We start from the raw sequence: 22,494 nt of genomic DNA, 5'->3' as shown, positions 1-22,494 counted from the left end.
TTAGTCCAACGTGTAGTGGTCGGGGCCCGGGTAGGTGCCGGTGGACAGTCTGGTGCGCTGCATGAGCAGGTCGTTGAGCAGGCTGGAGGCGCCGATGCGGAACAGGTCCGGGGTGAGCCAGTCGGGGCCGGCGGTCTCGTTGACCATGACCAGGTTGCGGATGGCGTCCTTGGTGGTGCGGATGCCGCCCGCGGGCTTGACGCCCACCTTGCGCCCGGTCTCGGCGCGGTGGTCGCGGACCGCCTCCAGCATGACGAGGACGACGGGCGGGGTGGCGGCCGGGGAGACCTTGCCGGTGGAGGTCTTGATGAAGTCGGCCCCGGCGCGGATGGCCAGGTGGGAGGCGCGGCGCACGTTGTCGTAGGTGACGAGCTCGCCGGTCTCCAGGATGACCTTGAGGTGGGCGTCGCCGCAGGCCTCCTTGACCGCGGTGATCTCCTCGTACACCTTCAGGTAGTCGCCGGACAGGAAGGCTCCGCGGTCGATGACCATGTCGATCTCGCTCGCGCCGTCGGCGACGGCCCGCCGGGTGTCGGCGAGCTTGACCTCCATGGGCGCGCGTCCGGCCGGGAAGGCGGTGGCGACCGAGGCGACCCCGATGCCGGTGCCCTCCAGCGCCTCGACGGCGGTGGCGACCATGTCGGGGTAGACGCAGACCGCGCCGACCTTCGGCACGGTGCGGTCGGCGGGGTCGGGAAGGGCGGCCTTGGCGCACAGGGCCCGGACCTTGCCCGGGGTGTCGGCGCCCTCCAGGGTGGTCAGGTCGACCATGGAGATGGCCAGGTCGATGGCCTGGGCCTTGGCGGTGGTCTTGACGGACCGGGTCGCGAGGTCCTGGGCGCGGGCTCGCGCGCCGACCTCGTCGACGCCCGGGAGTCCGTGCAGGAACGCCCTGAGCTCGCGACTGGTCGTCGCCTCGGGCGCGGAAGCGGTCTGGGGCACGGGCACCTACAGCTCGGTCGAACGGTGTTGCCGGATCGGTCCGTTCGCCGCGTCCGGCGGCGAAGGCGGACGGGGGCGGGGCGTGCCCCGCGATGTCCGGCAGTCACCATAACCCCGGGACGGGCGGCCGCCGGTACCCGCCACCGCCGCGCGGACCAAGGTTGGAGGAGAGTCCAACCGAACCTTGGTGCAGACTTTGGCCCTTCCTCCAATTACGGAAGGAATCCACGGGAGAACACCGCTTTCACAGGAACACGGCGCTTCCGCTACCCCTCGTCCGGTCTATACCGGAATCCTCCTTTCGCGGCGCCGAGCGCGCCCGTGTTCCCCCAGCACCCCCGCGTTGCCTACCCTTGCCCCATGGCTGAGTTCCGGATCAGCAGCGACGACGACCGGGTCGACCTGCGCAAGATGGCGACGGCACTCGTGGAGTCCCAGGGCTGGGCCCGTGAGGAGGTCGGCATCTGGGACAACCGGCGCGGCGAGGTCATCGTGACCGTCGACGACGCGCTGCTGTCCCCGACCGAGGCGGACCCGCTGCACCGGCCCCGGCACACCCCCAGCGACGTGCACCGGGCGTGCGAGCTGGTCCGCCGCGAGGACCCGTCGCTGAGGCGCGTGGACTTCGCCGTCCTGCGCCGGGAGGCGGCGCGCTTCTTCTCCGCGGGGTGGACGGTGGCCGACGTGCTGCACGGCCTGGCGCACCGCCCCGACGGCACGCCCTGGCCGCAGGGGCCCGACCACCAGGGCACCGAGTGGCTGCGGGCGCGATTGAGGGCCTGGCGCACCGCCGACGGCGACATCCGGCCCTCCCGCTCCCAGGAGAGCGCCCAGATGCGTGTGATCAGCAAGGCGGGCCTGCCGATGGACATCGGCCTGCCCGCGGAGGAGGAGGTCGCCCAGTACCCGGTGGCCAGTCCGTCGGCCGCGCGCTCGGCGGCCGACGACGCCCGCCGCCTCATCCGCCAGAACGCCCGCACGACCTCCGACTCCCTGGCCCATCGCGACCGCACCGCGGCCACGATCCACCGCCCCGGGAAGCGATGACCCCGGGGGTCCCGGCGCCTCCCGCGGCGCTCAGCCGTTCCTGCGGCGGCGCTCCTCCACCAGGGTGACCGCGGCGCCGGCCGCCTCGCCCAGGACGGACTCGGCGGGGCCCCGCCCCACCGTCGCGCGCCAGAGCACGGCGAAGACCAGCGACCCGAGGAGGAACCCCTCCAGCAGCCACGGGGTGTGGTAGTCGTAGCCCTGGAAGGCGATGACCACCGCCAGCACCAGGATGTGCCCGGCGTAGACAGTCAGCGGCATCCTTCCCACCGACGTCAGCGGGTACATGGTCCTGCGGAACCGCTCGCACAGCCAGATGCACACCACCAGCACCATGAGGCTCTGGCCCACCGCCTCGGCGATCTCGAAGGTGGTGCCGGTGTGCGGCGCGTTGATCCCCAGCCACCACCACGAGTCGGTGGGCACCTGCCCCGAGATCGAGTGCGCCTCGTCGTTCACCGCGAAGCGCAGCTCCTCCACCAGGGCGGGATCCTCGATCCGCGCCAGGGGCACGCCCAGCGTCTCCCGGCTGCGCAGGTCCATCAGCCGCTCGGTGCCGCCCAGGGGCCCGAGCACCAGCCACGACCCCGCGTAGCCGAACGCGGCCGCCCCGGCCCCGGCCGCCAGGAGGCGCAGCCGTACGGCCGTCGAGGTCAGGTCCAGGCGCCCGACCGCCATCCCCGCGGCCATGAACGCCATGAACGTGACCGCCGGGTAGTAGCCGGTGAGGAAGAACTCGGTGAGCGAGGTCAGCGACGAGGTCCTCGGCTCCGCCGGAAAGACGGTGCCGCGCAGCAGGAGCGACAGCGGCGGACCGAGCACCGCCAGCACGCCGGCCACCGCCCACAGGGCGCCCGACCGCAGACGCAGCAGCGGCAGTGCCAGGACGAAGAAGCCCGCGTAGTAGGCGAGGATGACGGCCACCGGCACCCCCGTCATGTCCAGGAGCAGCCCCAGCAGACCGATGAGCACCGACCGGGCGAGGATCCGCACCGTCGACCGGCGCAGCTCGTCGCCGGCCACGGGCCGCGTCCGGCCGGTCATCATCGCCAGGGAGATCCCCGCGAGGAAGGCGAAGAGGGCGGAGGAGTTGCCCCGCGTGATGTCGTGCAGGTCCCAGGCGTAGTCGTCGGGGGACAGCACCCCCATGGAGTCCACCCCGAGGTGGACGACGAACATCCCGAAGACCGCGAGTGCGCGGGCCGCGTCGATGCCGTCGATCCGGACCCTGGCCGGTGCCGCCCCGGAGGAGGGGGCGGCGGTGTCGTCAGATCGGTTCTGTGCCACGGGCCACAGGCTATGCCCGCCCGGCCCGCGGCAACAGCGGCATGCGGCGCAAACGCCGTTTTCGGCCCCGGCGTGGCCGGAGTCGGCCACGCCGGGTCACCGCGTCAGTCCTTCAGTGCGGCGAAGGAGTCGAGGGCCTCGGGGTTGGCCAGCGAGTCGCGGCTGGCGACCTTCTCGGGGGCCTCGCCCATGAGGATCCGCTTGACCGGCACCTCCAGGATCTTGCCGGACAGGGTGCGCGGCACTGCGGTGACGGCCCGCACCCGGTCGGGCACGTGGCGCGGGGAGCAGTCGGTGCGCACGCGCTTCGCGATCTCCTTGACCAGGGCGCCGTCGAGCTCGGCGCCCTCGCGCAGCACGGTGAACAGCTCGATGCGCGAGGAGCCGTCGCCCTGGGGCACGTCCACGACCAGCGCGTCGACGATCTCCTCCAGGGCCAGCACCGCGCGGTAGATCTCGCTGGTGCCCATGCGCACGCCGCCGCGGTTGATGGTGGAGTCCGAGCGGCCGTAGATGATCGCGGTGCCCCGGTCGGTGATCTCGATCCAGTCGCCGTGCCGCCAGATGCCGGGGTACATGGAGAAGTAGCTGTCGCGCAGCCGCTCCCCGCCCTCGTCCCCCCAGAAGAAGACGGGCATGGAGGGCGCGGGCCGGGTGACCACCAGTTCGCCGACCTCGCCGGTCAGCTCCCGGCCCTCGGGGTCCCAGGCGGCGACGGCCATGCCGAGCGAGCGCGCCTGGATCTCTCCCTCGTACACCGGCAGGGTGGGCACGCCGCCGACCAGGCAGCTGCACACGTCGGTGCCGCCGCTGGTGGAGAACAGCCAGAGGCCGTCGCCGAACTGCTCGTACACCCAGGAGAAGGCCTCGGGGCTGAGCGGGGACCCGGTGGAGCCGATGGCCCTGAGGGCCGACAGGTCGCGTCCCCGGCGGGGCTCGACGCCCTCCTTCATGCACGAGGACAGGAATCCGGCGCTGGTGCCGAACACCGTCACACCCGCCTCGGCGGCCAGGTCCCACAGGCCCCCCAGGTCGGGGGCGGCGGGGCTGCCGTCGTACAGGACGACGGAGGCGGGGGTCAGCAGGACGCTGACCAGGAAGTTCCACATCATCCAGCCGGTGGTGGTGAACCAGAGGACGCGGTCGTCCTCGCGGGCGTCCAGGTGGAGGTGGAGGTTCTTGAGCTGTTCGAGGAGGATGCCGCCGTGCCCCTGGACGATGGCCTTGGGCAGGCCGGTGGTCCCCGAGGAGTAGAGCACCCACAGGGGGTGGTCGAAGGGGACCGGGGTGAATTCCAGGCCGGCCCCGGCACCGGACTCCTCCAGGTCGCGCCACGGGAGGGTCCCCTGCGGCGCCCCGGCACCCGGCTCCAGGTAGTCCAGGACGACCGTGTGCTCGACGGTGGGCAGCTCGGCGCGCAGTTCCTCCAGGACCGGGCGCCGGTCGAAGTCCTTGCCGCCGTAGCGGTAGCCGTCGACGGCCAGGAGCACCTTGGGCTCGATCTGGGCGAAGCGGTCGATGACGCTGCGCACCCCGAAGTCGGGCGAGCAGGAGGACCACACCGCGCCGAGGGAGGCCGTGGCGAGGAAGGCCGCGACGGTCTCGGGGAGGTTGGGCAGGTAGGCGGCCACGCGGTCGCCCGGACCCACCCCCAGCCGCCGCAGGCCGCCGGCGATCGCCGCGGTGCGGGCGCGCAGCTCGCCCCAGGTCCACTCCCCCAGCTCACGCAGCTCGGTCGCGTGGCGGAGGGCGATCCGGTCGTCGTCGGCGCCCTCGAACAGGTGCTGGGCGTAGTTGAGGGTGGCGCCGGGGAACCACCGCGCGCCCGGCATGGAGTCGTCGGCCAGCACCTTCTCGTAGGGCGTCTCGGAGCGCACCCCGTAGTACTCCCAGATCGACTCCCAGAAGCCGTCGGTGTCGGTGACCGACCAGCGCCACAGGGCGTCGTAGTCGAATGCCGGGGAGGTGCCGCCCTCCCCGAACGCCCGGACCCCCTTGTGCTCGGCCGCCCAACGGGCGAACGCGACGATGTTGGAGGATTCGACCGCCGCGTCGTCGGGCTTCCAGAGCACACGGGGCACGCTGCTCTCCGTCATTGGGCCGCCTTCCCATTCGTGTGGCTGTGTCTCGGTGTGAGGCCCATCTAACAACACACCATGACGCAGGTGACGAGGCGGGTCGGGGCCCCGGGAGGAACGCGCTCCTCCGCGACTCGGCAGGTCACCGGGCCGCGGAGGCACCGCGCAGGATCTCGACGGCGGCCACCGGGGTGTCGACGACCGGGAAGCCGGTGGCCTCCAGGCGCTCGCGCGCCATCAGGCCGGAGGCGACCAGCACCGAGTGGGCCCCGGCCTCGCGGGCGGCGCGGGCGTCGTCGTCGATGTCGCCGATGAGCACGACGCGGGAGGGGTCGATGCCCTGCTCGTCGAGGTGGCGCACCAGGTGCTCGGCCTTGGAGTCGTGCTCGGTGTCGAACCGGCGCCCGTCCACGCGGGTGAAGTGCGGGGCGAGCCCGCGTTCCCGGACGAGCGGGACGAGGTGGTCGTGCGAGGCCATGGACAGCAGGGACTGGGTGCCTCCGGCGCGGTTCCAGTCGTGCAGCACGTCGGGCACCCCGGAGGCCAGTTCGCAGGTGGGCAGGTGCTCGGTGTAGCCGCTGTCGTAGAGCTCCTCCAGCAGCTGCCACTCGAGGTCGTCGATGCTGCGGCCCAGCAGCTCCTCGTAGCAGGGGATGAGCGGCCGGCGGAAGACGGACCGCCAGTGGTCCAGCTCCAGCGGGGCGATCCCGAAGCGAGCGCAGACGGCGTTGACCGCCGCGAGGTTGGCGTGGTTGTCGTCCAGGAGCGTGCCGTTCCAGTCCCAGACGATGTGGGTGATGTCGTTCCGGTCGAATGTCGTCTCAGTCATCGCATGCACTGTAGGGCCGTTCTCCCTGCTTGTCAGCCCCGCGCCTCCCCGGGGGCCGGGGCCGGCGGGCCCTCCTCCGGCAGGCGGCGCCTGCGCCGGGCCGCCCACACCCCGGCGCCGACCATGAGCGGGACCACCACGAGGACGAGGACCGGCACCAGGATCGCCAGCAGCGCGGTGAGGAGGCTGACCGCGTCCTCCAGGAAGGAGAGCACCGGCGCCGCACAGCCCCCCGAGACGGTGTTGCCCACGACCCGGCCCAGCGACTTGAGCACGTGGAAGGCCAGTGCGACGAGGACGCCCGCCGCCACCGCGCCCCAGGAGACGCCGCTCCCCGCCTCCGCGCCGGAGGCGGCACCGGTGATCTCGGCCAGTTCGACGGTGGAGGCGCCGGCTCCGAAGGTGATGCCGCCCGCGGTGGGGCGGACCACGGTCTGGAGCACGTCGTTGACGCTGTCGACGACGGGGAACTTGTCGGCCAGGAACTCGACGACGAGCAGCACCGCCAGGGTGACGAGGGTGGCCGGGTGCTCCAGCCACGTCCACGCCTCGCCGAGGGGGAGGAGGTCGGTGAAGCGGGCGACGAGGCCGACCAGCAGCAGGGGGATGTAGGCGTTCAGGCCGGCGGCGGAGGACAGGCCGATACCGGTGAGGGCGGAGAGCATGGGGGTTCCTTCCGTGTTCCCGGGCGCGGAGCGGGAACCGTGCGTGCGCACAGTCCTGCACTCCGGTACCGGTCACCCCCGTTGACGCTCTCCCCGCCCCCGCGGTTCCGGATCGGGGCTCACTGGGGGTAGTCCTCCACCTGGGAGGCGGGCCGGACCTCGGCCTCGTCGGGATCCCGCCCCTGCTCTGCCCGGGCCCTCCGCTGCCGCAGCAGGTCCCAGCACTGGTCGAGGGACCGCTCCACCTCCCTCATCCGGGAGCCCTCCTGCGGGGACAGTCCCCCGGGCGTGGCGCGCAGGGCGCGCTCCTCCTCCATCAGGCTCTCGATGGTGGCCAGGATGTCCTTCTCGGCTCTGTCGCTCATGACGCCATGGTGGGCGCGCCGCGGGAGCCGGACAAGCACCCGGGCCCCGCGATTCGCACCGGGCCCCCGGCGCCCGCGCGGCCGACCGCGGCCCGCCCGCCTCCGGCGCGGGGCCGCGGGAACCGTCCCGGCCGGGGATCACCGCAGGCCAGGGCGGTCCGGTACGCGGCGGGGCCGCAGGAGGGGGCCGAGGAGCCGCACCCGCAAGGCTTGTGCCCCTTTTCGTCTGGGAAAATCCTGCTACGGCCGCCCTCCGGACGGGACGCCGGAATGCGCCGCGACCCTCCGGCGCTCCATACCTGGAGGGGGTATCTTTGACGGCAACCGGGCAGGAACGACAGGGAAGCAGGGCCATGGCCGGGACCCACGGTTACAGCGACGACAAGCAGCGCCACATCAACCGGCTCCGCCGTATCGAGGGACAGGTCCGCGGCCTCCAGCGCATGGTCGAGGACGACCAGTACTGCATCGACGTCCTCACCCAGACCTCCGCGGTCAACAGCGCGCTGCGCTCCTTCGCGCTGTCCATCCTCGACGAGCACCTCAAGCACTGCGTCGCCCATGCCGTGGCGAGCGGCGGCGAGGAGGCCGACGCGAAGGTCAAGGAGGCCTCCGAGGCCATCGCCCGCCTCGTGCGCTCCTGAGGGCTCCGGGCCGGCCCCGCCGGGTCCCGGCCGTCAGTCCCGGCCGTAGCGCTCCTCGAGGTTCTCCATCAGGCGGCGGCCCTCCCGGGCGGCGGACTCGGCGTCCATGTAGTCGACCGCCTCGTTGGAGACGAACGAGGCGGCCTTGACCGCCTCGGCGAACCCCAGCCGCGACGTCTCCCCTCCCGTGAACATCCGGATGCCCCAGTTGGCCAGCACCCGGGCGCGCGCCGTCGGCGACGGTATCGCGGCGAGGTGGTAACCCCGTGTGATCCCCAGCGCGGTCAGTCCGTTGAGCTCGTGGTCCATGACCCTGGCCAGGGCGTCGTTGCCGCTCAGGTCCACCACCAGTCCCATGTCCTTGTGCCGGAACTCCTTCAGCGGCCGGCCGAGGATCGAGGCGATCACGTTCTGGGCCGCCGTGGCCGCCTCCCGGGTCGCGTACTGGGCGGTCGGCGGGCAGTACGGGCTCTCCCCCACGAGATCGGGCACCGCCGCCGCGTCCCCGAGCGCGAACACGTCCGGGATGCCGGGCACCCGCAGTTCGGCGTCGACCTCCAGCCGACCCCTCTGGGTGGGCTTGCCCAGCGTCTCCATGAGCGGGCTGGGCGTCACGCCCGCCGCCCAGATCAGGGTGCGGCAGGGCAGGACCCGGCCGTCGGTGAGGACCACCTTGTCGTCGGTCACCTCGCGCACCGACACCTTGAGCTTGACCTCGATGCCCATGGAGCGCAGCAGGTCGAGCGCCTTGCGGCCGAGCCGGTCCCCGAGTTCGGGCAGGACCTTGGGCGCGATGTCCACCAGATGCCAGCGGATCACCGAGCGCAGCTCGGGGTAGCGCTTGGCGGCCTCCTCGCACAGCCTCATGAGCGAGGCCGCGGTCTCCACCCCGGTGTAGCCGCCGCCGACCACGACGAAGCGGCAGCGCTCCTCCCGCTCGACCGGGTCCCGAGTGTCGTTGGCCAGTTCCAGCTGGGCCAGCACGTGGTCGCGCAGGAGCACGGCGTCGGCCAGGGTCTTGGCCCCGAAGGCGTGCTCGGTCAGACCGGGGATGTCGAAGGCCCGGGTGAGCCCGCCCGGGGCGAGCACCAGCCGGTCGTAGGGCACCGGCGACAGTTCCCCCGTGGGACGTCGCACCACCACGACGCGGTCCGCAGGGTCGACGCCGACCGCGTGTCCGGGAATGAGCCGGGTCCGCTTCATGAGCCGGTGCACGGACATCGCCACCGACTGGGGTGTGAGCAGTCCGGAGGCCACCTGCGGCACCAGCGGACTGTAGAGCATGTAGTCGTTAGGCGCGACGAGGGCTATGTCGGCCATCCCCGCCGGAATACGGCGTTCGAGGTGGCGCAGGGTGTGGATACCGCCGAATCCCGCGCCGACCACCACGATCCGAGGCTGAGCCATGGGTGCACCGCTCCTTCTCCGTGTCAGGTCGCCATCGGAGGCAGCACTACCCAGGACGGTCGGATCTAGGGGCGGGAGTCCGGCGCCTCCCCGCCTTTCCGACCAAGACCTTCCCCGTCCTTTGCCCCCGATTGACCTGTCAGGGCGGCCCGCCCCATGTCCAGCAGCAGCTCCGCCATCTGCCGGCGGGGCAGCGCGCCCCGGCTGTGCGGAGTGGAGTTGAGCAGGCCGAACACGGCGTGCACCGAGGCACGCAGGACCGCGGAGGGGACCGCGGGGCTCAGCTGGGCGAGCACGCCCACCCACTCCTCGACGTAGCCGCGCTGCAGGCGCCGCACCCGGCGCCGGTCGGCATCGGTGAGGTTGCCCAGTTCCCGGTCGTGGACGGTGATGAGCGCCGGCTCGTCGAGGGCGAAGGCGATGTGCCCCCGCAGCAGTGCCTCCAGGGCGGCCTCGGCGCCCGGAGCCGCCCCGACCAGCGTGCGCCCCCGGTCCGCCAGCCTCTCGCTGACGTCGATCAGCACCGCGCCCAGCAGGGCCTGCTTGCCGGCGAAGTGCCGGTAGAGGGCCGGGCCGGTGGTGCCCACGGCCCGGCCCAGGTCGTCGATGGACACGCCCCGGTAGCCGCGCTCCGCGAAGAGCACGGCCGCAGCGCCCAGAATGGCGTCCCTTCGCTCACCTGCCGGTCTGGCTCCCATCGGCCCCTCCCCTTTCGGCCCGCCCGTGACCCTGGACACCCATGTTAGTAGTCACTAACATCGCTGGAGTTAGTGAGTATTAACATCCCTCCACGAGAGGACAGCATGAGCAGGGCACCCGTGCTCGGCTCGGCGGTGGACACCGCCGGGCCCGCCTTCGCCGCCAACGACGCGGCGAACCGCGCCCTCGCCCGGCAGCTGCGCGAGCGGATCGCCGCCGCGGCGCTGGGCGGCCCGGAGAAGACCCGGGCACGACACGTCGAACGCGGCAAACTCCTGCCGCGCGACCGCGTCGACCTTCTCCTGGACCCCGGCTCCCCCTTCCTGGAGATCGCCCCGCTGGCCGCCTACGGGCTCTACGGCGAGGACGGCCAGGACGCGCCCGGCGCCGGGATGATCGCCGGTGTGGGCCGGGTGGCGGGCCGCCCGGTCGTCGTGGTGGCCAACGACGCCACGGTCAAGGGCGGCAGCTACTACCCCATGACCGTCAAGAAGCACCTGCGCGCGCAGGAGGTGGCGCTGCACAACCGCCTGCCGTGCATCTACCTCGCCGACTCCGGCGGCGCCTTCCTGCCCATGCAGGACGAGGTGTTCCCCGACCGCGAGCACTTCGGCCGCATCTTCTACAACCAGGCGACGATGTCGAGGCTGGGCATCCCCCAGATCGCCGCCGTGCTGGGCTCGTGCACCGCGGGCGGCGCCTACGTCCCCGCGATGAGCGACGAGGCGGTCATCGTCCGCGACCAGGGCACCGTGTTCCTGGGCGGCCCCCCGCTGGTCAAGGCGGCCACCGGCGAGGTCGTCACGGCCGAGGAGCTCGGCGGCGGCGACCTGCACTCGCGCGTGTCCGGCGTCACCGACCACCTGGCCGACGACGACGCGCACGCGCTCACCGTCGTGCGCCGCATCGCCGACACCCTGGGGCCGCAGGAGGAACCGGCGTGGGAGGTGCGCGAGCCGCGCCCGCCCGCGCTGGACCCCGAGGAGCTGTACGGCGTGGTGCCCGCCGACACCCGCACCCCCTACGACGTGCGCGAGGTCATCGGCCGCGTCGTCGACGGCAGCGAGTTCACCGAGTTCAAGGCCGAGTACGGAACCACCCTGGTCACCGGGTTCGCGCACATCCACGGCCACCCGGTGGGGATCGTCGCCAACAACGGCATCCTCTTCTCGGAGTCCGCGCTCAAGGGCGCCCACTTCATCGAGCTGTGCGACCGGCGCAGCATCCCGCTGGTGTTCCTCCAGAACATCTCCGGATTCATGGTGGGCCGCAACTACGAGGCCGGCGGCATCGCCAAGCACGGCGCCAAGATGGTCACCGCCGTGGCCTGCGCCCGCGTCCCCAAGTTCACCGTGGTCATCGGCGGCTCCTTCGGCGCGGGCAACTACAGCATGTGCGGCCGGGCCTACTCCCCCCGCTTCCTGTGGATGTGGCCCAACGCCCGCATCTCCGTCATGGGCGGCGAGCAGGCCGCCTCGGTCCTGTCCACCGTGCGCCGCGACCAGATGGCCGCGCGCGGCCAGGAGTGGCCCGCCGAGGACGAGGAGGCCTTCAAGGCCCCCATCCGCGACCTGTACGAGGAGCAGGGCAGCCCCTACTACTCCACGGCGCGCCTGTGGGACGACGGCGTCATCGACCCCGCCGACACCCGCGACGTGCTCGCCATGGCCCTGTCCGCCGCCCGCCACGCCCCGCTGGAGCCGGTGGGCTACGGCGTCTTCCGGATGTGAGGAGCCCCGTGACCGCACCCCAGAACCCCGCACCGCCCGGCAACGGCGCCGCGACCGTGCTCGTCGCCAACCGCGGCGAGATCGCCCTGCGCGTCATCCGCACCCTGCGCCGCATGGGCCTGGGCTCGGTGGCCGTGTACACCGACGCCGACGCCGCCTCCCCGCACGTGGCCGCCGCCGACCTGGCGGTGCGCGTGGACAGCTACCTGGACGCCGAGGCCGTCGCGTCGGCCGCCGCCGAGCACGGCGCGGACATGGTCCACCCCGGCTACGGCTTCCTGTCGGAGAACGCCGCCTTCGCCCGGGCCTGCGCCCGCGCCGGGGTGGTCTTCATCGGCCCGCCGCCCGAGGCCGTCGAGGCGATGGGCGACAAGATCCGCGCCAAGGAGACCGTGGCCGCGGCGGGGGTCCCCGTCCTGGGCGGGTTCACCGAGAAGCCCGGCAGCCCCCTGGACGACGACGCGCTCGCCAAGGCAGCCGAGGCCACCGGGTACCCGCTGCTGATCAAGCCCTCCGCCGGGGGCGGCGGCAAGGGCATGCGCGCCGTGCGCTCCCCCGAGGAGCTGCCCGCGGCGGCCGCCGCCGCCCGCCGCGAGGCCGCGGCCGCCTTCGGCGACCCGACCCTGCTGGTGGAACGGCTCGTGGAGCGGCCCCGCCACATCGAGGTGCAGGTGCTCGCCGACACCCACGGCAACGTCGTCCACCTGGGCGAACGCGAGTGCAGCCTCCAGCGCCGCCACCAGAAGGTGGTCGAGGAGGCGCCCTCCCCGCTGCTCACCGACGCCCTGCGCACCGAGATGGGCCGGGCGGCCGTGGCCGCCGCCCGCTCCTGCGGCTACGTGGGCGCGGGCACGGTCGAGTTCATCGCCGAGACCGGACCCGACGGCGAGCTGTCCTTCTCCTTCCTGGAGATGAACACCCGCCTGCAGGTCGAGCACCCCGTCACCGAGGAGGTCGTGGCGATCCGCGGAGAGCGCGGCATCGACCTGGTGGAACTCCAGGTGCGCGTGGCCCGCGGAGAACCGCTGCCCTTCGGCCAGGACGACATCTCCTGGACCGGCCACTCGGTGGAGGCCCGCGTCTACGCCGAGGACGCCGACCGGGGCTTCCTGCCCAGCGGGGGCCCGGTACTGGCCCTGGCCGAACCCGCGCACGCGCGGGTGGACTCGGGCATCGCCGCGGGCGGCGAGGTCACCTCGGCGTTCGACCCGATGCTCGCCAAGGTCGTCGTCTGGGGACCCGACCGGGCCGAGGCGCTGCGGCGGCTCGACAGCGCCCTGGGCGAGTACCTGCTGCTGGGGTGCGTCACCAACACCGCGTTCCTGCGCCGCCTGCTGCGCCACCCGCGCGTGCTGTCCGGCGACCTGAGCACCGACCTCGTCGAGAACGACCCGCCCGAGGCCGCACCCGAGCAGGTGCCCGACGAGGTGTACGCGGCGGCCGCGCTGGACCACCAGCTCGACCTGGTGCCTCCGGCACCCTCCGCCGACCGCTTCGCCGTCCCCGACGGCTGGCGCATGGGCGGCCCCGCGTGGACGCCGTGGCGCCTGCGCGCACCCGGCCGCGACTCCGCCGTGGTCCGCGTCCGGGCCGACGGCCCCGGCGCCTACCTCGTCCGGATCGGCGAGGGCGGGCCGGTGGCCGCCCGCGCCCGGCGCGACGGCCCGCGCCTGACCGTCACCTACGCGGGCCGCACCCGCACCTACCTGCGGGCCCACGACCCGGCCACCGGATACCGGTGGCTGGGTGCCGGCGGCACCGTGTGGAGCCTGCACGAGGAGCCCGCGGCCGCCGTGCGCCGCGACGGCGACGCGGCCGCCGACGGCACCGTGCGCAGCCCCATGCCGGGCACCGTGCTCGCCGTCCCCGTGGCGGTGGGCGAACAGGTCTCGGCGGGCCAGGCGCTCGCCGTCGTCGAGGCCATGAAGATGGAGCACACCGTCACCTCACCCGTCGACGGGACCGTGGCCGCCGTCGCGGTCCGCCCGGGCGCGTCCGTACCCATGGACGCCGTCCTCGTCACCGTCGAGCCCACCTCCGCCACCAGCGAGGAGAACCCGTCTTGAACCGTCATGAGCTGTCGACCGAGCACGCCGACCTGCGGGCCGCCGTGGAGGAATTCGCCCGGTCCGAGATCGCCCCCGTCATCGGCGAGTACTACGAGAACAACGCCTTCCCCTACGACATCGTCGCCAAGATGGGCCGCATGGGCCTGTTCGGGCTGCCCTTCCCCGAGGAGCACGGCGGCATGGGCGGCGACTACTTCGCGCTGTGCCTGGCCCTGGAGGAGCTGGCCCGGGTCGACTCCTCGGTGGCGATCACCCTGGAGGCGGGGGTGTCCCTGGGAGCGATGCCCCTGTACCGGTTCGGCACCGAGGAGCAGAAGAAGACCTACCTGCCGAAGCTGTGCGCGGGCGAGGCCCTCGGCGCCTTCGGGCTGACCGAGCCCGGCGGCGGCTCCGACGCGGGCGCCACCCGCACCACCGCCCGCCTGGAGGACGGGGAGTGGGTGATCAACGGGACCAAGTCCTTCATCACCAACTCGGGCACCGACATCACGGCGCTGGTCACCGTCACCGCCGTCACCGGCCGCCGCGAGGACGGGCGCCCGGAGATCTCCTCGATCCTCGTGCCCAGGGGCACGCCGGGCTTCTCCGTGGGCCAGAAGTACTCGAAGGTGGGCTGGAACGCCTCCGACACCAACGAGCTGGTCTTCGAGGACTGCCGGGTGCCCGAGGCCAACCTCGTTGGTGAGCGCGGCCGCGGCTACGCCCAGTTCCTGCGCATCCTCGACGAGGGCCGCATCGCCATCGCCGCCCTCTCGGTCGGCCTGGCCCAGGGTTGCGTGGACGAGAGCGTGCGCTACGCCGAGGAGCGCCACGCCTTCGGCAGCGCGATCGGCACCTACCAGGCGATCCAGTTCAAGATCGCCGAGATGGAGGCCCGCGCGCACACGGCCCGCCTGGCCTACTACGACGCGGCCTCGCGCATGCTGGCGGGCGAGCCGTTCAAGAAGGAGGCCGCGATCGCCAAGCTGGTCGCCTCCAACGCCGCCATGGACAACGCCCGCGACGCCACCCAGGTCTTCGGCGGCTACGGGTTCATGAACGACTACGCGGTGGGCCGCTTCTACCGCGACGCCAAGATCCTGGAGATCGGCGAGGGCACCAGCGAGGTCCAGAAGATGCTCATCGCCCGGGAGCTGGGCCTCCCCGCCTGATCCGGGGACGGGAGCCGGGAGCACCGCTCCGCGGCCGCGGGAGGGAACCCCCCTCCCGCGGCCGGAACCGGCCATGTGCGCGGCGGGCGGTGTCCCCGCTGCTCAGCGGCGCGGACACCCCCGCCCCTGCCGGAGGACCGCCCTCGCCCGGACCTCTTCTCCCACCGCTCACGCCGCCTTCCTCCCGGGCAGAACTGCTGGTGGGAACCCTGGAACCGGCACTGCAAAGAGCATTCTTGGTGCTGGAGGGGACGGTGGTTCCTGAGTGTCACAGGGGAGCGACAGCAAGGGATGACAAGCGCTCCCGATCGTCACAGAATGGACTTCCAGGGCCCGTGGATCTCCGGGCCCGGCGACCCGGCCCGCCCCGACGGGCCTCCCCCGCCACGGGTCCGCTGCCGCCCACATTCCCCGCCGGAGGAGTCACCGGATGGAAGGCACCCTGTCCGTCGTCGCCCTGGTCGCCGTGGTAGCGTCCGCCGGTGCGATCACGTTCTCCTCGCACTTCCGCCAGGAGCGCGCCGCCGAGATCCGGTCGTGGGCCCGCGAGCGGGGCTGGAGCTACGCGGCGAGCCGCACCTGGCAGCCGGCCCGGGCCGCCCTGCCCCTGGGCCCCGGCGGCGACCCGGTCCTCTCGCACGTCCTCACGGGCCGGCACCGGAGCCGCGAGGTGACCGCCTTCGAGTTCACACGTTCCGCACCCGGGTCCTCCCGGGGCACCGGTGAGGCGAGCCGCCCCACCTACTGCGCCGTGGCCGTGCGCGCCCCCGGCCCCTGCCCGGACCTGAGGATCCACCACCGGGGGCCCGCGGACCCCGGCCCCGCCGCGACCGCGTTCGAACGCGCCTTCGCCTCCAGCGGCGGCGACCCCGACTTCACCCGGGCGGTCCTGTCCTCCGGGACCGTCGCGTGGCTGCTGGCCGATCCGCGGTCGCGCTCCCTGCCCGTGCGCTTCAGCGGCGAGTACGTGTTCACCTGGACGTCCATGCGGCTCCGGCCCCGTCGCGTGCTCACCGCCGCCGACTACCTCGTCGAACTCGTCGACCACATCCCCGCCGAGGCCTGGCAGAGGAGGTCCCCGGCTCCCGACCCGGGCCGCCGCGGCGGCGATGCCCGATAAGATCCGGCATGCCCCGAAGCACCAAGGAGTGGTATCCCCGTGAACGACCCCAACGCGACGCACCGCATCTCCCGTGCCGACCTGTTCGCCGACGACGACGAGAAGCAGGAGCAGGCACCGGACCCCAACGCGACGCACCGCATCTCGCGCGCCGACCTGTTCGCCGACGACGACGAGAAGCAGGGCCCGAAGGCCTGACGCGTTCCCGACGCGAAGGAGCGCCCGTCCCCGCGGGGACGGGCGCTCCTGTCGCCGTGCCGGAGATCAGCGGCGCTCGCGGACCGCGGCGACGATCTCGGCGACCGCCTCGTCGACCGGGACGCCGTTGTTCTGGGAGCCGTCGCGGTAGCGGAAGGACACCGCGCCCTTGCTGATGTCCTCGTCACCGGCCAGCAGCATGAAGGGCACCTTCTGCTTCTGGGCGTTGCGGATCTTCTTCTGCATGCGGTCGTCGCCGGCGTCGACCTCCACGCGGATGCCCTCGGCGCGCAGCTTGGCCGCGACCTCCTGCAGGTAGGGCACGTGCTCGTCGGCGATCGGGATGCCCACCGCCTGGACCGGCGCGAGCCAGGCGGGGAAGGCGCCCGCGTAGTGCTCCAGGAGCACGGCGAAGAACCGCTCGATGGAGCCGAACAGGGCGCGGTGGATCATCACCGGGCGCTGCCGGGAGCCGTCGGCGGCGGTGTACTCCAGGTCGAAGCGCTCGGGCAGGTTGAAGTCCAGCTGGACGGTGGACATCTGCCAGGTCCGGCCGATGGCGTCCTTGGCCTGCACCGAGATCTTGGGGCCGTAGAAGGCCGCGCCCCCCGGGTCCAGGACGAGCTCCAGGCCCTGCTTCTCCGCCGCCTGGCGCAGGGTCTCGGTGGCCTCCTCCCACACCTCGTCGGAGCCGATGTACTTCTCCGGGTCCTTGGTGGACAGCTCCAGGTAGAAGTCGGTGAGGCCGTAGTCGCGCAGCAGGTCCAGCACGAAGGTGAGCAGCGAGTCGAGCTCGTCCGCCATCTGCTCCTTGGTGCAGTAGATGTGCGCGTCGTCCTGGGTGAAGCCGCGGGCGCGGGTCAGGCCGTGGACCACACCGGACTTCTCGTACCGGTACACGGTGCCGAACTCGAACAGGCGCAGCGGCAGCTCCCGGTAGGAGCGCCCGCGCGCGTCGAAGATCAGGTTGTGCATCGGGCAGTTCATCGGCTTGAGGTAGTAGTCCTGGCCGGCGTCGAGCTGCATGGGGGGGTACATGCCGTCCGCGTACCAGTCCAGGTGCCCCGACTTCTCGAAGAGGGTGCTCTTGGTGGCGTGCGGGGTGTAGACGAACTCGTAGCCGCCCTCCTCGTGGCGCCTGCGCGAGTAGTCCTCCATCACCCGGCGGATGATGCCGCCCTTGGGGTGGAAGACGGCCAGGCCCGAGCCGATCTCGTCGGGGACGGAGAACAGGTCCAGCTCGCTGCCGAGCTTGCGGTGGTCGCGCTTCTCGGCCTCCTCCAGGAAGGTGAGGTGGGCCTTGAGGGCGTCCTTGCTCTCCCAGGCGGTGCCGTAGATGCGCTGGAGCTGCGGGTTGCTCTCCTTGCCGCGCCAGTAGGCGGCGGCGGTGCGCATGAGCTTGAAGGCCGGCACCACGCGGGTGGTGGGCAGGTGCGGGCCCCGGCACAGGTCCTTCCAGCACAGCTCGCCGCTGCGCGGGTCGACGTTGTCGTAGATGGTGAGCTCGCCCGCGCCGACCTCGGCGGAAGCGCCCTCGGCGGCCTCGGCCGCGCCGCCCTTGAGGCCGATCAGCTCCAGCTTGTAGGGCTCGGCGGCCAGCTCGGCGCGGGCCTCCTCGTCGCTGACGGCACGGCGCTCGAAGCGCTGCCCCTGCTTGATGATCTGCTGCATCTTCTTCTCGATGCTCTTGAGATCGGCGGGGGTGAAGGGCTCGGCGACGTCGAAGTCGTAGTAGAAGCCGTTCTCCACGGGCGGGCCGATGCCCAGCTTGGCCTCGGGGAAGAGCTCCTGGACGGCCTGGGCCAGCACGTGCGCGGTGGAGTGGCGCAGGATCGCCCGGCCCTCCTCGGAGTCGATGGTGATCGGCTCGACGGAGTCGCCCTCGTGCAGCTCCCGGAAGAGGTCGCGCGGCTCTCCGTTGACCATGGCCGCGATGACGGTCCTGCCGTCGGCCTCCAGTGCCTGGCCCGCCGTGGTGGCGGCCGCCACCACACGCGGAGTTCCGGCGATGGTGATGTGCAGCTCTGGCGCGGCGGACACGGTGACTCCCTGGTGGGTCGTGGTCGGATGCGGTGGCGCCGGCGGCCCGTCGGGGCGGTCGGCGTCCTCGGTCGATGCTATCGGCTCCGCGGCAGGGGCACCTCCGGGTTTTCCGCCGGCCCGGGCGCGGGGGCGCGACCGCACCGGTGCGGTCTTTTCGGTTCGGTGGATCGGGGAAGAGGGACCAAGAGCCCGGAATGCGAAGATCCCTCAACCCGTTGGACTGTTATGTAGCTACTTGTCGCTTTTTTGGCGCTGTATGCACAGCACTACCTGAGGGCGTTGATCCTCGGTTCGGGATCGGTGACAATCAGCAGACGCCCGATCGCCGCCCCAGTGGACCTGAATGCACCCACTCGTTTCGACCGAATACTGTGAGCGCATGTCACCGAGCCCACCACCAGACCCGCCGGCACCGGAGACACTCCCCGCACCTCGGAAGCGGCGTTCCCGCCGTGTCCGCATGTGGCGCCGCACGCGCGCCCGACTGCGCCTCTTCCGCAGGTACATGCACGCGCACCCGGTGCTCCGCCTGCCCTGGGTGGTCCTGGTGGGCGTGGTCGGCGTCCTCATCATCCTGGCCGGCCTGGTCATGATGGTCACGCCCGGACCGGGTGTGGCCGCGGTCATCCTCGGACTGATCGTGCTCAGCACCGAGTTCCCCTGGGCCCGCCGCGTGGTCAGCCCCGCACGGAGGTGGTTCCGCCGCGCCGAACGCTACGGGCAGCGCCTGCGCACCGAGCTCCTGCGCCGCCACCGCTCCCGCCGCGCCCTGCGGCGCCGGACCGCCCCGGGAACCGTCGACTGAACAGGGCTCGGGCCGTCGACCCGGGAACCGGAACGACAGAAGGGGATCCATCCTGGATGGATCCCCTTCTGCTTCGATGTGGGCGATACTGGACTCGAACCAGTGACCTCGTCGGTGTGAACGACGCGCTCTAACCAACTGAGCTAATCGCCCCCGGCGGCCTGCGGGCCACCCGGTGTCCGCCCTGTCGTTCGGACAAGGAAAACTCTAGCGCATGTTTCGGAGTGATCGCTCCGCCTCCGATTCCGCGGCCGGACATCCTGGCGTGACCGAGCTCACAGTATACTTGCGGCGTGTTCGTGGGAGAGTTCTCCGTCGGACATGATCCCCCCAGTGAGTAGGAGTTCCCGGCCCCCGCGGACCCCCGCACGGCACCAAGACATTACCTGCGCGTGACGTGGGCCACTCAGTATTGGGAAATCTTTGGTTTGTCCTGGTCATTACAGTGACGAAGGATCGTGGAGCCGCCCTGCGGCGCGCCGGCCCCGCTGGGCGGGCGGCGAGACCTCCGGTCCTCCCGAAGAAAGTCTCCGTACTCACGTCATAGTCCGCGGGGAACCGCGTTGGAGCGAGTGAGACGGCAACCGACCGCACCGCGCCGGCAGGGCCGGACGAGAAAAGGTTTGGCGAACATGAACAGTAGCGACACCACTGCCACCGCCGAGCTGGGCCTCCGGCTCGTGGTTCCCGAACGCGCCGCGGTCCCCCTGGCCGCACGCGTCAAGTACAGCTCGAACGATCCCTACGCGATCCGCATCGCCTTCCACACCGGCGAGGAGGACCCCGTCGAGTGGATCTTCGCCCGGGAGCTCCTGACGGTCGGCATCGTCCGCCCGGTCGGCGAGGGCGACGTGCGCGTGTGGCCCTCCAAGGACGAGAACGGTGAGCGCAACGTCAGCATCGCCCTGTCCTCCCCCTTCGGCCAGGCCGAGTTCGACACCCAGGTCTCCCCGCTGGCCGAGTTCCTGCACCGGACCTACGAGATCGTCCCGGCCGGGCAGGAGGCCCAGTTCGTGGACCTCGACGACGAGATCCAGCAGCACCTCCACTCCTGAGCCCTCCGGGGCAGGGAGAAACGGGGGACGGCGCCGGCGCGCCGTCCCCCGTTCGCGTCTCCGGTGCCCGTCAGGGATCGATGTCGGCGGCGGAGCGCTCGGCGAACACCTTCATCGCCTCCAGCGTGATCGGGCCCGGCCCGTCCGACACCCGCTTCCCGTCGACGTGCAGGACCGCCTGGACGTCGCGGCCGGTCGAGGTCAGGAACATCTCGCTCACCTCGGGCAGGCGCTCCATGGGCACGTCCTCCTCCGCGGCGCCGTACCACTCCAGGACCAGTTCGCGGGTGATGCCCGCCAGCGGCCCCGCCGACAGCGGCGGGGTGACCAGGCGCCCGTCCAGCACCACGAAGACGTTGCTGCCGGTGCCCTCGCACAGATTCCCGCTCACGTTGCGGAAGAGGGCCTCACTCGCGCCCCGGGCCTTGGCGTGGGCCAGCGCGCGCACGTTGTCGGCGTACGAGGTGGTCTTGAGCCCGGCCAGGGCCCCGAACTCGTTGCGCGGCCACGGGGCCAGCGCCACGTCGGTCTGCGGGGGAACCCCCGGGAAGGAGCCCATGGCGACGATCATCGTCTGCTCGCCCGGGGAGCGGTCGGACCCCAGCGGCCCCGCCCCGTCGGTCACCGTGATGCGCACCCGGGCATCGGGCAGCTCCCGGTTGGCGGCCACGGCCTGCGCGACCCCCTCGGCGATCAGGTCCAGGTCCGGCGCGGCCATGCCCAGGCCCTCCGCCGAGCGGGCCAGCCGGCGCAGGTGCCGGGTGAGCGCGAACGGGCGGCCGCTCCTGGAGAGCACGGTCTCGAAGACCCCGTCGCCCACGGTGATGCCGTGGTCCGACACGGGAATCCTCGCCTCCGACACGTCGACGACGGCGCCGCGTCCGTATCCGGCTCCGGCGATCCAGACCTTCATCTCTCCACCCCCACGTTCCTCAGGTCGCCCGTGCAGGGCGGCACACCGATACTCCCACGCCCCGTACCCGGGAGCGCCGCGCTTGGCAAGGACCTGACCGGCACCGGCCGCGGCACGGGATCCGATACCGGCCGATGGACCCGTCGACGCTGGTCACAAGCCTCTGACGGAAACAGGAAGCATCAGACACGCGAGCAGGGGCCCAGACAGATAGATTACGAATGACTATCATCTGGGCAACGCTTGTGCGGGACCCGCCGGTAGCCGACCTGTGCCCCCCTGTTCGCACTGGCCGGTCACACCCCGTGGGCGCGGGCCCCCGCCTGTCACGCCCGTCCCCGACGACAGAACAAAGAGAGACATGACTCCACCGAGCACTGCCCGCGGCGAGCTCAGCTGGCTGCTGGACGATCTCCTCACCCGCGCCTCCGGAACGCAGCACGCCATCGTCCTGTCCACCGACGGGCTCCTCATGGCCACCTCCAGCGGCCTGGACCGCCCCGCCGCCGAACACCTGTCCGCGATCGCCTCGGGGCTGCACAGCCTCGCCGGCGGGGCCAGCAAGCAGTTCTCCGCCGGCGGCATCCGCCAGAGCATCATCGAGATGGACCAGGCGTTCCTCTTCGTCGCCGCGGCGGGCGAGGGTGCCTGCATGGCCCTGATGTCCGACTCCGACAGCGACGTGGGCCTCATCGCCTACGAGATGAACAAGGTGATCGAACGGGTCGGGCAGTATCTGTCGGCGCCTCCCCGGCCGGACATGCCCTCCACCCCCGCCCACGTGGAGAGTTAGGAACATGTCCGGCCCCTGCCGCCGCGGCGGGCCGCCCCGCTGGGCCTGCCACGGCAGGGCTCGGACCACCGATTTCGCGCTTGGCCCGGAATCCGCTAAAGTTCTGAATGCAGCGAGGGGGCGCCCCGGACCGGGAAGCCCCGCACCATCGCCGCGCGGACGTGGCTCAGTTGGTAGAGCATCACCTTGCCAAGGTGAGGGTCGCGGGTTCGAATCCCGTCGTCCGCTCGAAGGTTTCCTCCCCTGTCCATCGGTGGCAGAATGGGGACCGCATCGGGGAGAACCCCCGGCGCACACGCGGACGTGGCTCAGTTGGTAGAGCATCACCTTGCCAAGGTGAGGGTCGCGGGTTCGAATCCCGTCGTCCGCTCGGAGAGGCCCTGCATGGGTGTCACTCGACAGCTCCCCCATGCTGTTCCTGGCGGAGTGGCCGAGTGGTTGAGGCAAGGGACTGCAAATCCCTGCACACGGGTTCGATTCCCGTCTCCGCCTCCAATACCTCATCTCCATGAGGGCGGTTAGCTCAGTTGGTTAGAGCGCTACCTTGACACGGTAGAGGTCACAGGTTCGAATCCTGTATCGCCCACCAGCGTCACCGGAAACGGACCCCTGCGGGGGTCTTTTTCTTTTTCCGCACGCGGTGCGCCGGAGCGG

The 22,494-nt window shown here is 72.0% G+C and carries 20 protein-coding genes and 5 tRNA genes; 14 read left to right on the top strand and 11 right to left on the bottom strand.

What is annotated here, in order from left to right; genetic code table 11:
* A complete protein-coding gene (deoC, locus tag FHS13_RS05855; protein ID WP_184288655.1) occupies positions 1–948 on the bottom strand; it encodes a deoxyribose-phosphate aldolase in 948 nt (315 codons plus the stop codon).
* Positions 949–1,302: 354 nt separating this feature from the next.
* Here deoC and FHS13_RS05850 point away from each other — a divergent pair, with 354 nt between their 5' ends.
* Positions 1,303–1,989 (top strand): hypothetical protein, encoded by a 687-nt coding sequence (locus FHS13_RS05850; protein WP_184288652.1) that lies wholly within the window; start codon positions 1,303–1,305, stop codon positions 1,987–1,989.
* A 30-nt stretch (positions 1,990–2,019) separates the two neighbouring features.
* Here the strand turns inward: FHS13_RS05850 and FHS13_RS05845 are convergent, their stop codons facing one another.
* From FHS13_RS05845 to FHS13_RS05825, 5 genes are all read right to left on the bottom strand, one after another.
* Complete coding sequence (locus FHS13_RS05845; protein ID WP_184288648.1) at positions 2,020–3,276, bottom strand: heparan-alpha-glucosaminide N-acetyltransferase domain-containing protein; 1,257 nt, start codon at positions 3,274–3,276, stop codon at positions 2,020–2,022.
* Between the two features lie 104 nt (positions 3,277–3,380).
* Entirely contained in the window at positions 3,381–5,372 is a 1,992-nt protein-coding gene (locus tag FHS13_RS05840) for an acetoacetate--CoA ligase (protein WP_184288645.1), read from the bottom strand.
* A gap of 124 nt (positions 5,373–5,496) precedes the next feature.
* On the bottom strand, positions 5,497–6,183 hold the full coding sequence (locus FHS13_RS05835; protein WP_184288643.1) for an HAD family hydrolase: 687 nt from the start codon (positions 6,181–6,183) through the stop codon (positions 5,497–5,499).
* 32 nt (positions 6,184–6,215) lie between these two features.
* Entirely contained in the window at positions 6,216–6,848 is a 633-nt protein-coding gene (locus FHS13_RS05830; protein WP_184288640.1) for a DUF4126 domain-containing protein, read from the bottom strand.
* Between the two features lie 119 nt (positions 6,849–6,967).
* On the bottom strand, positions 6,968–7,213 hold the full coding sequence (locus FHS13_RS05825; protein WP_184288637.1) for a DUF2630 family protein: 246 nt from the start codon (positions 7,211–7,213) through the stop codon (positions 6,968–6,970).
* Positions 7,214–7,566: 353 nt separating this feature from the next.
* On the opposite strand from FHS13_RS05825, the gene FHS13_RS05820 reads away from it, so the two are divergent.
* On the top strand, positions 7,567–7,857 hold the full coding sequence (locus tag FHS13_RS05820; protein ID WP_184288634.1) for a metal-sensitive transcriptional regulator: 291 nt from the start codon (positions 7,567–7,569) through the stop codon (positions 7,855–7,857).
* 33 nt (positions 7,858–7,890) lie between these two features.
* Here FHS13_RS05820 and FHS13_RS05815 read toward each other — a convergent pair whose 3' ends face one another.
* Together FHS13_RS05815 and FHS13_RS05810 are read right to left on the bottom strand one after the other, a co-directional pair.
* Positions 7,891–9,264 carry an NAD(P)/FAD-dependent oxidoreductase gene (locus FHS13_RS05815; RefSeq protein ID WP_184288631.1) on the bottom strand — a complete coding sequence of 458 codons (1,374 nt, stop codon included), beginning with the start codon at positions 9,262–9,264 and terminating at the stop codon, positions 7,891–7,893.
* Between the two features lie 65 nt (positions 9,265–9,329).
* On the bottom strand, positions 9,330–9,962 hold the full coding sequence (locus tag FHS13_RS05810; RefSeq protein ID WP_184288628.1) for an SACE_7040 family transcriptional regulator: 633 nt from the start codon (positions 9,960–9,962) through the stop codon (positions 9,330–9,332).
* 120 nt (positions 9,963–10,082) lie between these two features.
* Between FHS13_RS05810 and FHS13_RS05805 the strand changes: the two genes are divergently transcribed.
* The 5 genes from FHS13_RS05805 to FHS13_RS05785 all read left to right on the top strand — a co-directional run bounded on the left by FHS13_RS05805 (position 10,083) and on the right by FHS13_RS05785 (position 16,231).
* Positions 10,083–11,693, top strand: a complete 1,611-nt coding sequence (locus tag FHS13_RS05805; protein ID WP_184289189.1) for a carboxyl transferase domain-containing protein — start codon at positions 10,083–10,085, stop codon at positions 11,691–11,693.
* Positions 11,694–11,701: 8 nt separating this feature from the next.
* The gene (locus tag FHS13_RS05800) at positions 11,702–13,759 is read left to right on the top strand and encodes an acetyl/propionyl/methylcrotonyl-CoA carboxylase subunit alpha (RefSeq protein WP_425491138.1); all 2,058 of its coding nucleotides are present in this window, start codon (positions 11,702–11,704) and stop codon (positions 13,757–13,759) included.
* On the top strand, positions 13,756–14,913 hold the full coding sequence (locus tag FHS13_RS05795; RefSeq protein ID WP_184288625.1) for an acyl-CoA dehydrogenase family protein: 1,158 nt from the start codon (positions 13,756–13,758) through the stop codon (positions 14,911–14,913). Before FHS13_RS05800 ends, FHS13_RS05795 begins: the two co-directional genes overlap by 4 nt.
* 430 nt (positions 14,914–15,343) lie before the next feature.
* Positions 15,344–16,033, top strand: coding sequence for a hypothetical protein (locus tag FHS13_RS05790; RefSeq protein WP_184288622.1), 690 nt, complete (start codon positions 15,344–15,346; stop codon positions 16,031–16,033).
* 39 nt (positions 16,034–16,072) lie between these two features.
* The gene (locus FHS13_RS05785) at positions 16,073–16,231 is read left to right on the top strand and encodes a hypothetical protein (protein WP_184288619.1); all 159 of its coding nucleotides are present in this window, start codon (positions 16,073–16,075) and stop codon (positions 16,229–16,231) included.
* A gap of 66 nt (positions 16,232–16,297) precedes the next feature.
* Here FHS13_RS05785 and thrS read toward each other — a convergent pair whose 3' ends face one another.
* Positions 16,298–18,271: a threonine--tRNA ligase gene (thrS, locus tag FHS13_RS05780; protein ID WP_184288617.1), complete on the bottom strand. Its 1,974-nt coding sequence runs from the start codon at positions 18,269–18,271 to the stop codon at positions 16,298–16,300.
* Between the two features lie 508 nt (positions 18,272–18,779).
* Here thrS and FHS13_RS05775 point away from each other — a divergent pair.
* Complete coding sequence (locus FHS13_RS05775) at positions 18,780–19,079, top strand: PGPGW domain-containing protein (protein ID WP_184289183.1); 300 nt, start codon at positions 18,780–18,782, stop codon at positions 19,077–19,079.
* Between the two features lie 79 nt (positions 19,080–19,158).
* On the opposite strand, the gene FHS13_RS05770 is transcribed toward FHS13_RS05775, so the two are convergent.
* Positions 19,159–19,232 (bottom strand) — tRNA-Val (locus FHS13_RS05770).
* 479 nt (positions 19,233–19,711) lie between these two features.
* Between FHS13_RS05770 and FHS13_RS05765 the strand changes: the two genes are divergently transcribed.
* Complete coding sequence (locus FHS13_RS05765; RefSeq protein WP_184288614.1) at positions 19,712–20,134, top strand: SsgA family sporulation/cell division regulator; 423 nt, start codon at positions 19,712–19,714, stop codon at positions 20,132–20,134.
* A 70-nt stretch (positions 20,135–20,204) separates the two neighbouring features.
* Here FHS13_RS05765 and FHS13_RS05760 read toward each other — a convergent pair whose 3' ends face one another.
* A complete protein-coding gene (locus tag FHS13_RS05760) occupies positions 20,205–21,047 on the bottom strand; it encodes an aminotransferase class IV (protein ID WP_184288611.1) in 843 nt (280 codons plus the stop codon).
* Positions 21,048–21,408: 361 nt separating this feature from the next.
* Between FHS13_RS05760 and FHS13_RS05755 the strand changes: the two genes are divergently transcribed.
* From FHS13_RS05755 to FHS13_RS05735, 5 genes are all read left to right on the top strand, one after another.
* On the top strand, positions 21,409–21,840 hold the full coding sequence (locus tag FHS13_RS05755; protein WP_184288608.1) for a roadblock/LC7 domain-containing protein: 432 nt from the start codon (positions 21,409–21,411) through the stop codon (positions 21,838–21,840).
* A gap of 155 nt (positions 21,841–21,995) precedes the next feature.
* Positions 21,996–22,068, top strand: a tRNA-Gly gene (locus tag FHS13_RS05750).
* 69 nt (positions 22,069–22,137) lie between these two features.
* Positions 22,138–22,210: transfer RNA gene (locus FHS13_RS05745), tRNA-Gly, on the top strand.
* A 50-nt stretch (positions 22,211–22,260) separates the two neighbouring features.
* Positions 22,261–22,335: transfer RNA gene (locus FHS13_RS05740), tRNA-Cys, on the top strand.
* 17 nt (positions 22,336–22,352) lie between these two features.
* Positions 22,353–22,429, top strand: a tRNA-Val gene (locus FHS13_RS05735).
* Positions 22,430–22,494: the final 65 nt, after the last annotated feature.

Origin of the sequence: Nocardiopsis algeriensis, assembly GCF_014203695.1 — a bacterium.
Lineage (GTDB): Bacteria > Actinomycetota > Actinomycetes > Streptosporangiales > Streptosporangiaceae > Nocardiopsis > Nocardiopsis algeriensis.
Note: the sequence above shows the minus strand (reverse complement) of the source record. Positions and strands in the feature narration are given on the sequence as shown.